The following is a 17,954-nucleotide window of genomic DNA, read 5'->3' as shown; positions in this document are numbered from 1 at the left end:
TCGAAGGGGTCAGCCGCCCGACACCGGGAACGTCTGCACGTCGCCCTTGGCCGATTGGGCCGAAGCCGGTCGGCCCGCCCCCGGCTTGAGCGGGTTGCTGCCGCACTGGTAGGCGCCCCACGGCTGCGAGCCATCGGCCGGTTCGGCCAGCGGCTTGATGGTGTCGGCGTGCATCTTGGCCGCCTCGTTGCGCGCGAGCACTTCCAGTTCGTCGCGCACCTTGATGTCGTTGCGGTCGACCGGACCGACGCGGTTCATCACCGAGACGGTGACCTTGCCCAGTTCGCGGCAGCTGGAAACATCGCCGCTCCAGGCGGTGCGCACGTTCTTGCCGGCCGAATCCAGGGTGATGCCCCAACTGCAGGCGCCGAGCAACAGGATGGGGACGAGCAACAACAGGGTCTTGCGCATGGGTGGCTCCGCGGCAGGTCTTGAGGGCATGAAAAGAGGCCGGACCAGGACGGTCCGGCCTCCATCGTAACGCGCCGGCGCGCCGGCGTCCCTCGCTCCATCCGCCGCTTGCCGCGCCGGTTCAGCCGGCGCGGCAGCGCGACTCACTTTGCCGGCTTGGCCGCCACCGGCTTGCCGTCAGCGTCGAGCACCTCGACTGTGCCGAGCTTCAGCGCGCGGATCGGCGACTCGATCTTGGCCAGGTCGCCGACGATCACCCAGGTCAGCTGGTCCGGGTGGATGATCTCCTTCGCCGCAGCCTCCACCGACGCATCGGTCTGCGCCTCGATGCGCGACTTCAGGGTCTGCACGTAGTCATCCGGGCGGTTGTACTGGGCGATGCCCTGCATGGCGCCCATCACCGCCTGGGTGGTCTGGTACTGACCCGGCATGCTGCGCACGTCGCCGACCTTGATCTTGCTGATCTCCTGCGCGGTCAGCGGCTTGTCGCCGATCACCCCGCGCGCTTCCTTCAGCATCTCGCTGACCGACGCCGCGGTCTTGTCGGTCTGCACCGGTGCGTAGAGCATGAACGGGCGCTGCCCGACCGCGTTCTGCAGGAAGCTGAAGGCGCCGTAGGCCCAGTGCTTGTCCTCGCGCAGGTTCATGTTGAGGCGCGAGGTGAAGCTGCCGCCGAAGGCGCCGTTCATGGTCTGGATCTGCAGGTTGTTGGGCGCCTCGGTGGACGGCGCCAGACTGCCGGCGAGGATCAGGCTCTGCTGCGCTCCGGGGCGATCGACCAGGAACACGCGCACCTGTTCCGGCGGCGCGACCTTGCCGATGTTCTTGGCCGGCACCTTGCTCGCCGGCGCCTTCCAGTTGCCGAACACCGCGTTCAACTGCGGGATGATCTTCGCCATCGTGGTGTCGCCGGCCACCAGGATCTTCATGTTGTCCGGGCGGATGTAGTCGGTGATGAACTGGCGCATGTCGGCATCGGTCAGCGACTTGATCGAGGCTTCGGTGCCGGTGCCGGTGAACGGGATCGCGTAGGCGTGGCCCTTGCCGTACAGCAGCGGCGGCAGGGTGCGCAGCGCGATGCCGATGGGCTGGCTCTTCTCCTGGGCGATGCCGGCCAGCCACTGCCCGCGCAGGCGGCTGACGTCGGCATCGCGGAACGCCGGGTTGCGCACGATGTCGGCGAACAGGTCGAGCGAGGGCTTGAGCTGGTCGTCCAGCGCATTCAGCGAGGCATTGCAGTAATCCAGCCCGCAACCGCTGGCGATGATCGCGCCCAGGCGCTGCTTGCGCTTGGCGATCTCGACCGAATCGAGGTCCCGGGTGCCTTCGTCGAGCATCGACATGGTGAAGCTGGAGGTGCCCAGCTTGCGGCCCTGGTCGGCCGCGTAACCGGCGTCGAACAGCAACTGCATCTGCACCGCCGGCACGCCGTGGCGTTCGGCCAGGACCACTTCGACGCCGTTGTCGAGCTTGCCGTGCTGCAGGGTCGGGAACGCGAGGTCGGGGAAGCTGGCGACTTCGGGCACGCCCTTGCTGCGATCGACGTCGCTGGCCACGGTCTTGTAATCGCCCTTGGGCGTGAGCACCGGCGCCGGCGCACCGGACGCGGCGGCCCGGCCGGCCACGGTGGCCATGTCGGCGTCCTCGACCTTGCCGGGCACCACGGTCAGGGTGTAGTCGCCCTTGGCGATCCACTGGTTCGCCACCGCCTTGACGCTGGCCGGCGTCGCCGCCATCAGGGTGCTGAAGTCCTTCAGGTAGTGCCCCGGATCGCCGTGGTACAGCTGGCCCTCGGCCAGGATCGAGGCCTGCGTGTTGACGCGCTCCAGGCCGCGCACGAAGGAGGCGCGGGTTTCGGTCTTGACCCGCGCCAGCTCGTCGGCGGTGGGGCCATCGTTGAGGAACTTCTGCCATTCGTCGGCGATCGCGGCCTCGACCTTGGCCGGGTCGACGCCCTTCTTCACGTCGACCTGCAACTGGAACAGGCTGGCCAGCGAATGCTGCTCGACGTAGACGGAGACGCTGTCGGCGAGCTTGTCCTGGTAGACCAGGCGCTGGTACAGCCGCGAGGTCTTGCTGCCGCCGAGCACGGCGGCGGCCAGCTCCAGCAGGTTCTCGTCATGGCTGCCGCGCGCCGGCACGTTCCATTCGCGGTAGATGCGGGTCTGCGCGACGTTGTCGGTCATCGTGCCGCGGGTGGACTTGTCGCGCGCGGCAATCCACGGCTGCGGGCGCGGCACCTGCGGACCGGCGGCGATGTCGCCGAAGTACTTCAGCATCTTCTCCTTCGCCACCGCCGGCGTGATGTCGCCGGCCAGCACCACCACCGTGTTGGCCGCGCCGTAGTAGTCGCGGAACCACTGCTTGACGTCGCCGAGCGAGGCGGCGTTCAAATCCGCCATCGAGCCGATGGTGTCGTGATGGTAGGGATGGTTGGCCGGGAACGCCTCGGCCTGGATCAGTTCGCTGGCGCGGCCGTAAGGCTGGTTTTCGCCCTGGCGCTTCTCGTTCTGCACCACGCCGCGCTGTTCGTCGAGCTGCGGCTGGCCGATGGCACCGAGCAGGTGGCCCATGCGGTCCGATTCCATCCACAGCGCCATGTCCAGCGCGGTGGTCGGCACGGTTTCGAAATAGTTGGTGCGGTCGAGCCAGGTGGTGCCATTCTGGTCGGTGGCGCCGGCCAGCTCGAACGGCTTGAAGAACTCGTCCTTGTGATTCTCCGAACCCTGGAACATCAGGTGCTCGAACAGGTGCGCGAAGCCGGTCTTGCCCTTGGGCTCATAGGAGGAGCCGACGTGATACCACACGCTCACCGCCACCACCGGCGCCTTGTGGTCTTCATGCACCACCACGGTCAGGCCGTTGGGCAGCACGAAACGGGAATAGGCCAGGTCGGGGATCTGCTGCGTCGCTGCAGCGGCGGCCTCGACCGCCTGCGCGGGGGCGGCGACCAGCAGTGTCGGCGCGGCGACCCCGAACGTGAGCAAGCCGGAGATGAGCAGGGCAAGCGGCGTTTTTTTCACGGTGAACCTCCTGTTTTCGCGAATGGTCCGGGCAGGCTACCCGGCCGCGCCCGGGCATCGCAAATGACTTGTGGCACGGTCGACGGCCCGTGCGGTGGCGCGGGGCACCGCTGTCCGGACGCCACCGGACGACTGTCCGCGGACAACGACCGGGGCGTCGAGGCAGCCATCTAAACCTTGAAAAATCAGCATGTTGGCCGCATATCCAAGCGTGGCACAGGGATTGCTTTCATCGGGCTGCAGGGCTCACTTTACGCATCGGAGATGTAACCGTGAAATTCGAGACTTTCATGCTGCACGGACTGTTCATTGCCAGCCTCGTGGTGTGCGGCCTCATCCTGGCCGCCATGCTGACCACCACCGCCGCCACGCCGGCGGTCGAGCTCGCCCACGACGGCAGCATCGCCACCATCCTGTTGGCCGCGCCGAGCAGCTGCGCGCTGCCGCCGGACGGCGTGGTCTGCCCGCGCGTGGCCAGCTGAGCATGGCGCAAGCGATAATGCGTGGATGCTCCACGTCATCCTGCATCGCCCCGAGATCCCTCCCAACACCGGCAACGTGATCCGTCTTTGCGCGAATACCGGCGCGGCACTGCACCTGGTGCGTCCACTGGGCTTCGAGCTCGACGACGCCCGCCTGCGCCGCGCCGGGCTGGACTATCACGAATACGCCAGCGTCACGGTGCACGAGGACCTGTCCGCCTGCCTCGCCGCGCTCGGCGCGCCACGCGTGTTCGCCTTCACCACGCGCGGCAGCGTGCCCCACGTCGACGTGCGTTTTGCCGACGGCGACGCGCTGCTGTTCGGCTGCGAAACCGCCGGCCTGCCGGACGACGTGCTGGACACCATCCCGCCGACACAACGCCTGCGCCTGCCGATGCGCCCGCACAGCCGCAGCCTGAACCTGTCGAACACCGTCGCCGTGGCGGTCTACGAGGCCTGGCGCCAGCTCGGTTTCGCTGGTGAGAGCCGGGAATAGGGAATCGGAATGGCGCGGGCAAAAGCGGCACCGTCCGCGGCCCCTTCAAACCAGAGATAGAACGCTCTTCCGATTCCCTATTCCCGATCCCCGGCAGCGCCCAAGCGCTGCCCGAGGCGCCGCCCCGCTACAATCGGCGGATGAACGCTGCCACCCCCAACGCCTGGATGCCGCAACCTCTGCGCAAGCTCGCCGGGCGCGCGCTGGAAACCGCGCTGAACCACACGCTGTCGCTCGATCCCGACACGCAGCAGCGGCTGACCGCGTTGAACGGTCGCAGCGTGCAGTTGCATCTGCGCGGGCCGGAGTTGGCGCTGGCCATCACGGTCGATCAGGCGCACCTGAAAGTCGGCCCGCCGCGCGACGACAGCCAGCTGAAGGTGGCCGCGACGCCGGGCAGCCTGCTGGCGATGCTGCTGCGCCGCGACGACGACGGCATCGCGCCGGGCAAGGTGGAGATCGCCGGCGATGCCGAACTGGCGCGCCGCCTGGAAAAGCTGGCCGGCAAGTTCGCGCCGGATTTCGAGGAGGCCTTCGCGCGCAGTTTCGGCGACGTGCTCGGCGTGCCGTTGGCCAGGGCCGTGCGCAAGGGCCTGGCGCATGCCCGCGAAAGTGGCGCCCATCTCGTCGAAGACGCCGCCGACTGGGTGCGCGACGAAACCCGCGTGGCCCTGGCGCCTGGCGAAGTCGACACCTTTCTCGACGAAGTGGACAGTTTGCGCGAACACAGCGAACGACTGGCCGCACGCGTGCAGCGGCTGGCGCGGCAACTGCAGGGCGACGCCGCGTGACGCCGCTGCGCGTGGTGCCGCGCCTGCTGCGAGTGGCCTCGGTGCTGCTGGCATGGCGGCTGGATGAACTGGTCGACGCCGCGCACCTGTTCCGCCCGCTGAAACTGCTGCGCCCGCTGCTGGCGCGACCGCGCGCCAACGTGGCCAGCCTCTCGCGCGGCGAACGCCTGCGCCGGGCGCTGACCGAGCTGGGGCCGATTTTCGTCAAGGCCGGCCAGGTGCTGTCGACCCGCCGCGACCTGGTGCCCGCCGACATTGCCGACGAACTGTCGCTGCTGCAGGACCAGGTGGCGCCGTTCCCCGGCAGCGAGGCGCGCGCCATCGTCGAGCGCGAGCTGAAACTCCCGGTTGGACGTCTATACGCCCAATTCGACGAGACGCCGCTGGCCTCGGCCTCGATCGCCCAGGTGCATGCCGCCACCCTGGCCGACGGCCGCGAGGTGGTGGTGAAGGTGCTGCGGCCGGGCATCGATGCGCAGATCGCCCGCGACGTGAAGCTGCTGCGCTCGCTCGGCGAACTGGCCCAGCGCTGGCACCCGAATGCCGACAAGATCCGCCCGCTCGACGTCGTCGCCGAAGTCGAGAAGATGCTGGAGAACGAACTCGACCTGCAGCGCGAAGGCGCCAGCGCCAGTCTGCTCAAGCGCAACTTCGCCAGCGGCGTGGACCTGTACGTGCCGGCGGTGCACTGGGAACTGACCGCCTCGCGCGTGCTGACGCTGGAGCGCGTGCACGGCATCAGCAGCGACGACATCGCAGCGATCGACGCCGCCGGGCTCGACCGCAAGGCACTGGCCGCCAAGGGCGTGCGGGTGTTCTACGAGCAGGTGTTCCGCGACAATTTCTTCCACGCCGACGCCCACCCCGGCAACATCTGGGTGGACCCGTCGCGCCTGGACGAGCCGCGCTTCATCGCGCTGGACTTCGGCATCATGGGCTCGCTGCCCGAGGCCGACCAGTACTGGCTGGCGCAGAACTTCATCGCGCTGTTCGAGCGCGACTACGCCCGCATCGCGCAACTGCACGTGGCCGCCGGCTGGATGCCCGCCGACGTGCGGCTGGACGAACTGGAAGCCGCCGTGCGCACCGTGTGCGAGCCGTATTTCACCCGCCCGCTGTCGCAGATTTCACTGGCCGAGCTGGTGGTCAAGCTGTTCCAGACCGCGCGCCGCTTCGAGCTGACCCTGCAGCCGCAGCTGATCCTGCTGCAGAAGACCCTGCTCAACATCGAGGGCGTCGGCCGCATGCTCGATCCGGAGATCGACATCTGGGCAGTCGCGCATCCGGTGCTCAAGCGGATCCTGCGCCAGCGCTACAGCCCGCTGCGCACCCTGCGCGACGTGCGCAAACGGTTACCCGAATGGCTGCACCACGCGCCGGAGTTTCCCGACCTGGTACGTGATGCGCTGCGTCAGATCGGCCGCGGCGAGCGGCGTGAGCCAGCCGATCCGCTGGCCCTCAAACTGGCGCAGGAGAATGCCCGTCGCCAGCACAGGACGCTGGCCTGCAGCCTGCTCGGCAGCGCACTGCTGATCGGCGCCGCGCTGCTGTGGACGCTGGCCCCGCAACACGGCATCTGGCCGCCACTGGGCGCCGGTATCGCCGGTTTCCTCTCCTTCGCCATCGGCTGGCCGCGCTCGCGTTGACCGTGCAGGAGCCCGCTCGCGGGCGATGCTTTTCACGGGCACCCGCAGCATCGCCCGCGAGCGGGCTCCCACGAATAACCAGAGCGCGGAAGCTCGAACGCATGATCGACATCCTCTACCAGGACGACGCGCTGATCGCGGCGAACAAGCCCGCGAACCTGGCCGTTCATCGCTCGACGTTCGTGGGGCCCGCCGACGCGTTCCTGATCGACCTGCTGCGCGAGCAGGTCGGCGGCAACGTGTACCTGGCGCACCGGCTCGACCGCGCCACCAGCGGCGTGCTGCTGGTGGCGCGCAGCAAGGAGGTCGCCGCCGCGCTTGGCGAGCAGTTCATGCAGCGCACGGTGCACAAGCAATACCTGGTGGTGGTGCGCGGCTGGCCGGAGCCGGCCGAAGGTGTGATCGACTATCCCCTGCCCGGCTCGCGCGAAACCGGCCCGCGCCGCGAAGCGCGCACGCGCTACCGGCGCCTGGCCACGATCGAGCTTCCGATCGCACTCGGCCGCTACCCGCAGCAACGCTACGCACTGCTGCTGGCGGAGCCTGAGAGCGGCCGCTTCCGCCAGATCCGCAAGCACCTGGCGCACATCCATCACCCGGTGATCGGCGACTGCCAGCACGGCCGCGGCGACCACAATCGCCTCTACAAGCAGCACTTTGCCTGCCACCGGATGCTGCTGCACGCGTGGCGGCTTTCGTTCGCGCATCCGGTGAGTGGCGCGCCGATGCAACTGGAGGCGCCGCTGGACGAGGCATTCGCGCGATTGCTGGCGCAGTTCGGCTGGGGCTTGAAGCAGGAGTGAGTGAAGAGAAGTGAGGAGTGAGAGAAAAGCCGGGGTACGGCTTGCCTTCGCTCTCTCTCACTCCTCACTTCTCTCCACTCACTTCTCGCTTCTCCCCTAAACTTCCCCCCATGCTGACCATCAGCCGCACCCTCGCCCTGCCCGAGTCCGAACTGATCGAGCGCTTCCTGCGCGCCGACGGCCCGGGCGGTCAGCATGTGAATCGCACCGAGAGCGCGGTGGAATTGCGCTTCGACGTGGCGGGCTCGCCGTCGCTGCCGGAGGAGGTGCGCACGCGGCTGCTGGCCCGGCGCGACCGCCGGCTTACCGCCGAAGGGATGCTGGTGATCCAGGGCCGGCGCTTTCGCGACCAGGCGCGCAATCGCGACGACGTGCGCGAGCGGCTGGCCGAACTGATTCGCGGCGTGCTGCTGCCGCCGAAGAAACGCGTCGCCACCAAACCGACCCGCGCCTCGAAGGAACGCCGCCTGGCCGGCAAACAGCAGCGCGGCAGGATCAAGCAGACCCGTTCGCGCAAACCGGAGTTCGAATGAAGCGTCGCGTCTTCACTCCAGCCCAGTTGCCCGCCCGCATGCCGAAGCTGCGCGACGGTTGGCAACGACGCATCTGCCGCGGCGTGTTGCGCCTGTGCGGCTGGAGTCTCACCGGCGAATTTCCCGACGTCCCCAAACTGGTGCTGATCGCCGCCCCGCACTCCTCGTGGTGGGACGGGGTGTGGGGGCTGCTGATCAAGGTGGCGATCGGCGCCGACGTGCACTTCATGGGCAAACAGGAATTGTTTCGCGGCCCGCTGGGCGGGCTGCTGCGTCGGCTCGGCGGCGTTCCCATCGACCGCAGCGCGGCCAAGGGCGTGGTCGAACAGATGATCGACCAGTTCCGCCAGCGCGAGAAACTGTGGCTGGGCATCGCCCCCGAAGGCACGCGCAAACCGGTGACGCGCTGGAAGAGCGGCTTCTGGCACATCGCCCACGATGCCGGCGTGCCGATCTTCCCGGTCGCGTTCCATTACCCCGACAGGACCATCCAGCTCGGCCCACTGTTCGATGCCGGCACCGACATGGGCGCAACCATGCAGCGCCTGCGCGAGTGGTACGCGCCGTTCAAGGGCAAGCATCGCGACGTTTGAAATCCCGCGCGCAGGGGCGAGGCTCGCAGAGCGGCCTCGGGCATCACCGCTGCGAATGCCCCGGATCATCGTGTTCGCGATGCGTCAGCAGCCCGGGGCGAATCAGGTCGATGAAGGCGCGTGCCTCGGCGCTGAGGAACTTGCCCTTGCGCATCACCACGCCGTAGCTGCGCTGGGGAAAGAACTGCTTCATGTTGCGCACGGCCAGGCGCCCGCGGTCGGCGTCGGTGATGCAGATGCCGGTGACGATGGAGATGCCCATGCCCATCGCCACGTATTCCTTGATCACGTCCCAGCCGCCGACCTCGATCGCGACGTGATAGGGCACCTGCCGCTGCTGGAACACCAGGTCGACCAGTCGATAGGTGGAGAGGCGCTGCGGCGGCAGGATCAGTCCGTAGGGTGAAAGATCCTCCAGGGTGATCTTGTCCTTCGTCGCCAGCGGGTGGTCGGGCGGCATGATCAGCATCGGGTCGTAGTGCTGCACCGGCGCCCAGGCGATGTCGTTGGGCACGTCCAGCATCGAGCCGACCGCGAAATCCGCCTCGTCGGCACGCAGCATGGCCATGCCGTCCTTGCCGGTCACGTTGGCCAACTGCAGTTGCACCGCCGGGAATCGTTCGCGATAGCGGCGAACCAGTTCCGGCAGCAGGTACTGGATGGTGGAGGTGCCGGCGGCGATCACCAGCCGGCCGGCCTGCAGACCCTTCGCCTTCGCCTGGAAATCGCGATCCAGCGTGTCCCAGCCTTCCACCAGCGGGCGCGCCAGCTCGTACAGCGCCTCGCCCGCGTCGGTGAGATTGATGCGCCGGCGGCGGCGCTCAAGCAGGGTGGCGCCGAGCTCGCGTTCCAGCGCCTGCAACTGCAGGCTGATGGTGGGTTGCGACACGTACAACGCTTCGGCGGCGCGGGTAAGCGTACCCAGTTTCACCACGCTGACGAAGGCGCGCAGTTGCTTGTGGCGATTGCCCTTGTAGTAGAAGCGGCCGCCAGCCTCCTCGGCGCGTTCGCCGGGTGTACGTTTTTTTGCTGCGCTGCGAGACGATTTTTTCGGCTGCTTCAGCGGAACGCCGGGAGTTTTCATCAAGTCATTTCAGTAAGTTGTGTCAGATATTGATATTGCTCATAGTAATGATTGAAACATTCACTTTGTCAAATAGACATTTGCCGGCCTAGCTTCGAGTCACCCACGACGCGGAGCGAAACGATGGCAGCAGCGCAGGAACAACTCCACACCGGCCCCGCGGAGGTCCTCGCCGACGGCGCCGCCTACGCGGCCATCCTGACCCCGGCCGCGCTGGCGTTCCTGGCCCGGCTGCACCGTCGCTTCGAGGCGTCGCGGCAACACCTGCTGCGAGAGCGTCGCCAGCGCCAGGCTGCCTGGGATGCCGGTGCCCTGCCGGATTTCCGCGCCGACACGGCGGCAATCCGCGAATCGGATTGGAACGTGGCACCGATCCCGGCCGCGCTGCGCGACCGCCGCGTGGAGATCACCGGCCCGGTGGAGCGCAAGATGATCATCAACGCGCTGAATTCCGGCGCCAGGGTGTTCATGGCCGACTTCGAGGATTCCTCCTCGCCCACCTTCGCCAACCAGCTGGACGGCCAGGTCAATCTGCGCGATGCGGTCGACGGCACGATCACGTTCCGTTCGCCCGAGGGCAAGACCTACCAGGTCGGCAACAACCCCGCCGTGCTGGTGGTGCGCCCGCGCGGCTGGCATCTGCATGACCGCTTTTTCAGCGTGGATGGCACCCCGCTGTCTGGCGCGCTGGTCGACTTCGGCCTGTTCGTGTTCCACAACGCACGCACGCTGCACGAGCGCGACCGCGGCCCGTACTTCTACCTGCCCAAGCTGGAGGCGATGGAAGAGGCCGCGCTGTGGGAAGAGGTGATGAGCGCCGCCGAGGCCGAACTGCAGCTGCCGCGCGGCACGATGAAGGCCACGGTGCTGATCGAGACCCTGCCGGCCGCGTTCCAGATGGACGAGATCCTGCACGCGCTGCGCCGTCGCATCGTCGGCCTCAACTGCGGTCGCTGGGATTACATTTTTTCCTACCTGAAAACGCTGCGCGGCCATCGCGACCGCCTGCTCCCCGAGCGCGGCCAGGTCGGCATGACGGTGCCGTTCCTGAAAGGCTATTCCGAGTTGCTGATCAAGACCTGCCACCGCCGCGGCGCCTTCGCGATGGGCGGCATGGCGGCGCAGATCCCGATCAAGGGCGACGAGGCGGCGAATGAAGCGGCGCTGGACAAGGTGCGCGCCGACAAACTGCGCGAGGTCAAAGCCGGCCACGACGGCACCTGGGTCGCCCACCCCGCGCTGGTGCCGGTGGCGCAGGCGATCTTCGACGAATACATGCCCGCGCCGAACCAGCTCGGCAAACTGCGCGAGGACGTGCGGGTGAGCCGCGAGCAGCTGCTCGCCGCGCCCGGCGGCACCATCAGCCGCGCCGGCTTCGACAACAACGTCGAGGTGTGCCTGCGCTATACCGCCGCGTGGCTGGACGGCCTGGGCTGCGTACCGATCCATCACCTGATGGAAGACGCCGCCACGGCCGAGATCGCCCGCGCGCAGTTGTGGCAATGGCTGCATCACGGAGATCTCGAGTTCCCCGACCACGCACCGATCGACTTCGCGCTGTTCGACCAGGCGCTTGCCGCCCACACCCATCGCCTGCGCCAGAGCCAGCACCCCGGCGCCGCCCGCGCCGATGCCGCCGCCGCCCTGATTTCCCGCATGACCCATGCGGACGAACTGGCCGACTTCCTCACCCTGCCCGCGTACAACCAACTGTGATTTTCTCCCTTCTCCCTCCGGGAGAAGGTGCCCGAAGGGCGGATGAGGGTGCGCGGCGGAGTGTGCTGACACGCTCCGTCCGAACCCTCTCCCCAACCCCTCTCCCGCAGGGAGAGGGGCTCAACACCACCGGAGCCATGTCATGAAGAGCACCCTGCCCACCGCCGAACAGATCAGTCTGGACTGGAAGAACAATGCCCGCTGGGCCGGCGTCCAGCGCAACTACTCCGCCGATGACGTGGTGCGCCTGCGCGGCACCGTCGCGGTCGAGCATTCGCTGGCCCGTCGCGGTGCCGAGCGGTTGTGGAAGTCGCTGCACCAGGAGGAGTTCGTCAACGCGCTCGGTGCACTCACCGGCAACCAGGCGATGCAGCAGGTCAAGGCCGGCCTGCAGGCGATCTACTTGAGCGGCTGGCAGGTCGCCGCCGACGCCAACGTGGCCGGCGAAATGTATCCCGACCAGTCGCTGTATCCGGCCAACTCGGTGCCGCTGGTGGTCAAGCGCATCAACAACACCTTGCTGCGCGCCGATCAGTTGCACCACGCCGAGGACAACCACGACATCGACTGGCTGGTGCCGATCGTGGCCGATGCCGAGGCAGGCTTCGGCGGCGTGCTGAACGCGTTCGAGCTGATGAAGGCGATGATCGAGGCCGGCGCCGCCGGCGTGCATTTCGAGGATCAGCTGGCCAGCGTCAAGAAGTGCGGCCACATGGGCGGCAAGGTGCTGGTCCCCACCCGCGAGGCGGTCGACAAGTTGAACGCCGCGCGCCTGGCCGCCGACGTCGCCGGGGTGCCGACGCTGATCGTGGCGCGCACCGATGCCGATGCGGCCGACCTGCTCACCTCCGACATCGACGACAACGACAAGCCGTTCCTCACTGGCGAGCGCACCGTCGAAGGCTTCTTCCGGGTCAGGCCCGGCCTGGACCAGGCGATCAGCCGCGGGCTGGCCTATGCGCCTTACGCCGACCTGGTGTGGTGCGAGACCAGCAAGCCGAACCTGGACGATGCGCGCCGCTTCGCCGAGGCGATCCACGCCAGGTTCCCGTGCAAGATGCTGGCCTACAACTGCTCGCCCAGCTTCAACTGGAAGAAGAACCTGGACGACGCCACCATCGCCCGCTTCCAGAAGGAACTGGGCGCGATGGGCTACAAGTTCCAGTTCATCACCCTGGCCGGCTTCCACAGCCTCAACTACGGCATGTTCGACCTCGCCCACGGGTACGCGCGCCGCCAGATGAGCGCCTTCGTCGAACTGCAGGAAAAGGAGTTCGCCTCCGCCGATCGCGGCTTCACCGCGGTGAAGCACCAGCGCGAAGTGGGCACCGGCTATTTCGACGCGGTGACCCAGGCGATCCAGCAGGGCCAGTCCTCGACCACCGCGCTGAAGGGCTCGACCGAGGAGGCGCAGTTCAAGCAGGCCTCGGCCGCGTGAGAAGACGAAAAGCGAGAAGTGAGGAATGAGGAGTGGGGAGTGAGAGAGAGCAAGGGCGCGGAATGCTCCCGCTTTTTCTCACTCCTCACTCCTCTTCACTCACTTCTCGCTCGCCGGTACAAGCGCGATCACGGTCCAGCCCGGCTTCGGCTCCAGTTCGCGCTTGGTCGAGGCCACCCGCAAGGCGCCTTTTTCCTCCACGCCGAACATCAGCACCGTGCCGGAACCGTACTGTTCGACGAATTGCGGCCAGTCGAAGGTAGCGGTGAGTTTGGTCGACTTGATCCGCCAGCCTTCGTCCAGCATCTGCGCGAAGCGGCCGTGGGTCATCTCCTCGTCGAACAGCGGCGGCGCCAGCAGGCTGCCGGCGAGCGCGGCGCGGTCGGTGTTCTCGCGCGGGGTGAGGTTGCGCAGGCGATACACCTTGTCGCGGCCGAATTCCTGTCGGTAGCGCACGCAGGCGAGCGAATTGCGCTCGCGATGGGTGGACACCGCGAGCAGCCGGCCGATGCCGGTCAGATCGAGATGGCGTTCCGCATGCGGCGAGGCCGGGTTGCCGAAGAACGTGGTCAGCCCGTCCATGCGCGCCAGCCGGATGCCCTCCCAGTCGTCGTCGGCCAGCATCACGCGAAAGCCGGCGTCGTGCAGCGACTGGGCGATCGCGCGCGCCACGTGGTCCGAGCCGAAGATCAGCACGCCGCGCGGCTCCGGCTCGGCCACTTTCAGCCAGATCGCCAGCGGCCGCGCGGTGGCGCTCTGCAGGATCACCGTGCCGATGATGAGGGTGAACACCAGCGGCACCAGCGCCTCGGCGCCGGCCACGCCGAGCTGATCCAGGCGCAACGCGAACAGCGCGGAAACCGACGCCGCCACGATGCCGCGCGGCGCCACCCAGCCGATCAGTGCGCGCTCGCGCCAATTCAGGCCGCTGCCGAAACTCGAGAGCGCCACGGTCAGTGGCCGCACCAGCAACTGCGCAATCACGAACAGCGCGAGGCCCGCGCCCAGCATGCCGTCCGGCAGCGGCCAGTGCAGTCGTGCCGCCAGCAGGATGAACAGCAGCGACACCAGCACCGTGGTGAGGCTTTCCTTGAAATCGAGGATGTCGTCGATGTGCACCCCGCGCAGGTTGCCCAGCGCAATGCCCATGATCGTCACCGCCAGCAGCCCCGACTCGTGGGTCAGCGTGTTGGAGATGCTGAAGGCGAACAGCACCGCGGCCAGCACCGCATAGTTCTGCAGGTATTCGGGGATCAGCTGGCGGCGCAGGAAGAACGCCATCAGCCAGGCAGCCAAGGCGCCGATCCCCACGCCGCAACCGATGGTTGCCAGGAAGATGCCGATGGTGTGGCCTTCCTGCCGCGACACGATCGCCTCGTAGATCAGCACCGCGAACAGCGCGCCCAGCGGGTCGATCACGATGCCTTCCCAGCGCAGCGTGTTGGCGATGCGCGCGTTCGGTCGCAGCGTGCGCAGCATCGGCGCGATCACGGTCGGGCCGGTGACGCAGCCCAGCGCACCGAACAGCAGCGCGATCGGCCAGGCCAACCCGGCGACCAGATGCGCAGCCAGCGCCAGCAGCAGCAGCGAGGCCACCGCGCCGTAACTGACCAGCCCGCGCACGGCCTTGCCGATGCCGGGCAGTTCGTGGAAACGCAGGGTCAGGCTGCCCTCGAACAGGATCAGCGCCACCGCCAGCGACACGGTGGGAAACAGCAGATCGCCCAGCAGCTTGTCCGGATCGAGCACCCCGGTGGCCGGCCCGAGCGCGATGCCGGCCAGCAGCAGGAACAGGATCGCCGGCAGCCTCACCCGCCACGCCAGCCACTGCGCGAGAAACCCGATCATCAGCATGCCGGCGAGCATCAGGCCCAGATCGATCGTCATCGCAGTCCCTGGAATGGTCAGGGCGACATCGGAACATGCGGCGGCGCGTGCGTCCAGCAGGAAAGAGCAGGAGTGAGCGGAGAGGAATGATGAGTGAGAGAAGAGCAACGGCATGTCGCGACATGCTTTCTCTCACTCCTCATTCCTCTCCACTCACTCCTGCCTTTACACCCTGCGGTACTGCAGGGCTTCGGCCAGGTGCTCGCGTTCGAGCAAGGCGGCGCCGCCGTCGAGGTCGGCGATCGTGCGGGCGACGCGCAGCACCCGATGATAGGCGCGCGCGGAGAGGCCCAGCCGCTCGAGTGCCTGTTCGAACCAGCGCCGCTCCGCCGGCCCCAGCGCACAATCGCGCTCCAGTTCGCGCGTGCTGATCTCCGCGTTCGGCCGGCCTGCGCGCATCAGTGCGTGGCGGCGGGCATGGAGCACGCGAACGCGAACGGTGGCGGAGTCCTCGTCGCGCGCGTTGCGCGGCGTGCCCAGTTCGGCCAGCGCCACCGGCGGCACTTGCACGCACAGGTCGATGCGATCCAGCAGCGGCCCGGAAATACGTGCGCGGTAACGCTGCACCTGGTCGGGCGTGCACTGGCAGCGCGGCTCGCCGGCATAGCCGCACGGGCACGGATTCATCGCCGCGACCAGCTGGAACTGGGCAGGAAAGGTCGATTGCCGCGCCGCCCGGGAAATCATGATATGGCCCGATTCCATCGGCTCGCGCAGCACCTCCAGCACGTGCCGGCTGAACTCGGGAAGCTCGTCGAGGAACAACACGCCGTTGTGCGCCAGCGAGATCTCGCCCGGACGAGGAAACGAGCCGCCGCCGACCAGCGCCACCGCCGAGGCGGTATGGTGCGGCGCGCGGAACGGGCGCCGGCGCCAGCGCACGGGATCGGTGACCTGGCCCGCGACCGACAACACGGCGCAGGTCTCCAGCGCCTCCGATTCCGACAGCGGCGGCAGGATGCCGGGCAGGCGTTCGGCCAGCATGGTCTTGCCGGTGCCCGGCGGACCGACCAGCAGCAGGTGATGGCCACCGACCGCGGCGATCTCCAGCGCGCGGCGTGCCTGCAACTGCCCGCGCACGTCGGCCAGGTCCGGCCCGTCATGTGCGCCGCCATCGCTGGGAATGCCCACCGGCGCGGACAGGTCGTGCGCACCGCGCAGCCAGCCGCAGACTTCGGCGAGGGTCTCGGCGACGCGCACGTCGACGTCCGGCACCAGCGCGGCCTCGGCCGCGTTCTCGCGCGGCACCACCACCCGACGGTCGCGCGCGCGGGCGCGCAGCAGCGCCGGCAGCACGCCGGAGATGCCGCGCAGCGAGCCGGTCAGCGCCAGCTCGCCGAGGAACTCGCAGTCATCCAGTTTCTCGCGCGGCACCTGGCCGCTGGCGGCGAGGATGCCCAGTGCAATGGAGAGATCGAAACGCCCGCCATCCTTGGGCAGTTCGGCCGGCGCCAGGTTCACCGTGACGCGCCGGTTGGGATACTCGAAGGCAGTGTTCTGGATTGCCACGCGCACGCGGTCGCGTGCCTCGCGCACGGCGGCCTCGGGCAGGCCGACGATGTTGGTGCAGGGCAAGCCGCCGGAGAGATGCACCTCGACCATCACCTGCGGGGCAGCGATGCCTTCCTGGGCACGGCTGAGGGTGACGGCGAGGCTCATGCGGCCAGGGGCCGGCGGCGCAGCGATGGCGGTGGCGCGCTGACTGGCACAAACATCGCGCGACTCCATCAGCAGCGCTGGATAAATAACCGCCTCCGATCGTTCTCGGGGTGAGGGTGACGGATCGGAGGCGGCTCCCGGGAGGTGGTCAGCGCTGACCGCCGCGCGAGGCGACGACAGCTTCGAGCTCGGCCACCCGCTGTTCCAGCTCGTCGATCTTGGCCCGGGTGCGGGCAAGCACCTGGGTCTGCACGTCGAACTCTTCGCGAGTGACCAGGTCGAGGCGGCGCAATCCCTGCGCCAGAACATCCCGGAAGTTGGTGCGCAAATCCTGCTGCACCTGTGCCAGTCCTGGCGGTACCAACGACACAAGTCGCAGGGCAATCTGATCGATATCCTGCTTGTCCATCATGGACAGCGCCTCGAACTCGTCGGGGTAAATGCTAGGTGAACGCCGCGTGTTGCCGCCATCGGTATGCTCCATCAAAGACTGTAGGGATTGTCCTACACCGCTCCCGGTGAGGCGACAGCGCCCCGCCGGCCGGGCAGAATGCAGGTTTGCGGGCGCCTGCCGCCCGGCCGAAACGAGGAATGCTGCATGAAACTGGTCGTGGCGATCATCAAGCCGTTCAAGCTGGACGATGTGCGCGAGGCGCTGGCCGAGGTCGGCGTGCAAGGCGTCACGGTGACCGAGGTGAAGGGCTTCGGCCGCCAGAAGGGCCACACCGAGCTGTATCGCGGCGCCGAGTACGTGGTCGATTTCCTGCCCAAGATCAAGCTGGAAGTGGCGGTGGCGGACGACCAGCTCGACCGTGTACTGGAGGCGATCCAGGCCTCCGCGCGCACCGGCAAGATCGGCGACGGCAAGATCTTCGTAAGCACGCTGGAGCAGGTGATCCGCATCCGCACCGGCGAGCTGGATCACGATGCGCTGTAACGTCGCCGCAGCCCGCGCAGGCACCCGCCGCGTCCGGCCCGCAAAACGACTTGCGCACAATTTGTTGGGTTGACCCTTCCCGAGCCACCCGATATGTTGTGTGCGTCGGTGCCAGACCCGATGCGACATCGGTTTGGCTTAAAAGGGAATCCGGTGTGACTCCGGAACTGCCCCGCAGCGGTAGAGCGGAAACGAACGTCTTCACGCGCACTGGCCCGCCGTGGCTGGGAAGCGAAGACAAGTAGGCGGATCGCCTCGATCCTCGTCCGCAAGTCCGAAGACCTGCCGGCACAGCGGGACGAACGTGTCCCGCTGCGTAGTGACGGCTTCCGCGGGGAAGTGCGTCGTGGAGCCAGGTCGCCGCACGGCGCCCGGCTTGCGCGCCGCCTCCGGAATCTTTCGCTATCAGGCCCTGCGCGCGGGAGCAGGCGTTTGATGTCCAGCCGGAGCCACCT

The 17,954-nt window shown here is 67.9% G+C and carries 16 protein-coding genes and 1 riboswitch; of the genes, 10 read left to right on the top strand and 6 right to left on the bottom strand.

Features of this window, described 5'->3' with window-relative positions; all coding sequences use genetic code 11:
• Window positions 1-9: 9 nt before the first annotated feature.
• Together ACVCL3_RS12395 and ACVCL3_RS12390 are read right to left on the bottom strand one after the other, a co-directional pair.
• On the bottom strand, window positions 10-411 hold the full coding sequence (locus tag ACVCL3_RS12395) for a DUF4156 domain-containing protein (protein ID WP_447101451.1): 402 nt from the start codon (window positions 409-411) through the stop codon (window positions 10-12).
• A gap of 143 nt (window positions 412-554) precedes the next feature.
• A complete protein-coding gene (locus tag ACVCL3_RS12390; protein ID WP_447101450.1) occupies window positions 555-3,434 on the bottom strand; it encodes a M16 family metallopeptidase in 2,880 nt (959 codons plus the stop codon).
• Window positions 3,435-3,706: 272 nt separating this feature from the next.
• Here ACVCL3_RS12390 and ACVCL3_RS12385 point away from each other — a divergent pair, with 272 nt between their 5' ends.
• The 7 genes from ACVCL3_RS12385 to ACVCL3_RS12355 all read left to right on the top strand — a co-directional run bounded on the left by ACVCL3_RS12385 (window position 3,707) and on the right by ACVCL3_RS12355 (window position 8,778).
• Entirely contained in the window at window positions 3,707-3,916 is a 210-nt protein-coding gene (locus ACVCL3_RS12385) for a hypothetical protein (RefSeq protein WP_447101449.1), read from the top strand.
• A gap of 25 nt (window positions 3,917-3,941) precedes the next feature.
• Entirely contained in the window at window positions 3,942-4,412 is a 471-nt protein-coding gene (gene trmL / locus ACVCL3_RS12380; protein ID WP_447101448.1) for a tRNA (uridine(34)/cytosine(34)/5-carboxymethylaminomethyluridine(34)-2'-O)-methyltransferase TrmL, read from the top strand.
• A gap of 140 nt (window positions 4,413-4,552) precedes the next feature.
• Window positions 4,553-5,203 (top strand): ubiquinone biosynthesis accessory factor UbiJ, encoded by a 651-nt coding sequence (locus ACVCL3_RS12375; protein WP_395120495.1) that lies wholly within the window; start codon window positions 4,553-4,555, stop codon window positions 5,201-5,203.
• Window positions 5,200-6,849, top strand: a complete 1,650-nt coding sequence (gene ubiB, locus ACVCL3_RS12370; protein ID WP_447101447.1) for a ubiquinone biosynthesis regulatory protein kinase UbiB — start codon at window positions 5,200-5,202, stop codon at window positions 6,847-6,849. The genes ACVCL3_RS12375 and ubiB overlap by 4 nt, the downstream gene beginning before the upstream one ends.
• Before the next feature lie 101 nt (window positions 6,850-6,950).
• Complete coding sequence (locus ACVCL3_RS12365; RefSeq protein WP_447101446.1) at window positions 6,951-7,652, top strand: pseudouridine synthase; 702 nt, start codon at window positions 6,951-6,953, stop codon at window positions 7,650-7,652.
• Between the two features lie 110 nt (window positions 7,653-7,762).
• On the top strand, window positions 7,763-8,185 hold the full coding sequence (gene arfB / locus ACVCL3_RS12360) for an alternative ribosome rescue aminoacyl-tRNA hydrolase ArfB (protein WP_395120500.1): 423 nt from the start codon (window positions 7,763-7,765) through the stop codon (window positions 8,183-8,185).
• A complete protein-coding gene (locus ACVCL3_RS12355; protein ID WP_447097850.1) occupies window positions 8,182-8,778 on the top strand; it encodes a 1-acyl-sn-glycerol-3-phosphate acyltransferase in 597 nt (198 codons plus the stop codon). Before arfB ends, ACVCL3_RS12355 begins: the two co-directional genes overlap by 4 nt.
• A gap of 43 nt (window positions 8,779-8,821) precedes the next feature.
• Here ACVCL3_RS12355 and ACVCL3_RS12350 read toward each other — a convergent pair whose 3' ends face one another.
• Complete coding sequence (locus ACVCL3_RS12350) at window positions 8,822-9,862, bottom strand: LysR family transcriptional regulator (protein ID WP_447097849.1); 1,041 nt, start codon at window positions 9,860-9,862, stop codon at window positions 8,822-8,824.
• A 123-nt stretch (window positions 9,863-9,985) separates the two neighbouring features.
• On the opposite strand from ACVCL3_RS12350, the gene aceB reads away from it, so the two are divergent.
• On the top strand, window positions 9,986-11,578 hold the full coding sequence (gene aceB, locus ACVCL3_RS12345) for a malate synthase A (RefSeq protein ID WP_447101445.1): 1,593 nt from the start codon (window positions 9,986-9,988) through the stop codon (window positions 11,576-11,578).
• Between the two features lie 142 nt (window positions 11,579-11,720).
• Entirely contained in the window at window positions 11,721-13,016 is a 1,296-nt protein-coding gene (gene aceA, locus ACVCL3_RS12340; protein ID WP_395120505.1) for an isocitrate lyase, read from the top strand.
• 99 nt (window positions 13,017-13,115) lie between these two features.
• On the opposite strand, the gene ACVCL3_RS12335 is transcribed toward aceA, so the two are convergent.
• The 3 genes from ACVCL3_RS12335 to ubiK all read right to left on the bottom strand — a co-directional run bounded on the left by ACVCL3_RS12335 (window position 13,116) and on the right by ubiK (window position 16,974).
• Window positions 13,116-14,903 carry a cation:proton antiporter gene (locus tag ACVCL3_RS12335; RefSeq protein WP_395120506.1) on the bottom strand — a complete coding sequence of 596 codons (1,788 nt, stop codon included), beginning with the start codon at window positions 14,901-14,903 and terminating at the stop codon, window positions 13,116-13,118.
• A gap of 165 nt (window positions 14,904-15,068) precedes the next feature.
• Window positions 15,069-16,562: a YifB family Mg chelatase-like AAA ATPase gene (locus tag ACVCL3_RS12330; RefSeq protein ID WP_395120508.1), complete on the bottom strand. Its 1,494-nt coding sequence runs from the start codon at window positions 16,560-16,562 to the stop codon at window positions 15,069-15,071.
• Window positions 16,563-16,710: 148 nt separating this feature from the next.
• Complete coding sequence (gene ubiK, locus ACVCL3_RS12325; RefSeq protein WP_395121277.1) at window positions 16,711-16,974, bottom strand: ubiquinone biosynthesis accessory factor UbiK; 264 nt, start codon at window positions 16,972-16,974, stop codon at window positions 16,711-16,713.
• A gap of 186 nt (window positions 16,975-17,160) precedes the next feature.
• On the opposite strand from ubiK, the gene glnK reads away from it, so the two are divergent.
• Complete coding sequence (glnK, locus tag ACVCL3_RS12320) at window positions 17,161-17,499, top strand: P-II family nitrogen regulator (RefSeq protein ID WP_136259205.1); 339 nt, start codon at window positions 17,161-17,163, stop codon at window positions 17,497-17,499.
• Window positions 17,500-17,588: 89 nt separating this feature from the next.
• Window positions 17,589-17,803: riboswitch (cobalamin riboswitch) on the top strand.
• Window positions 17,804-17,954: the final 151 nt, after the last annotated feature.

Source organism: Rhodanobacter sp. UC4437_H4, from assembly GCF_052978425.1.
Note: the sequence above shows the minus strand (reverse complement) of the source record. Positions and strands in the feature narration are given on the sequence as shown.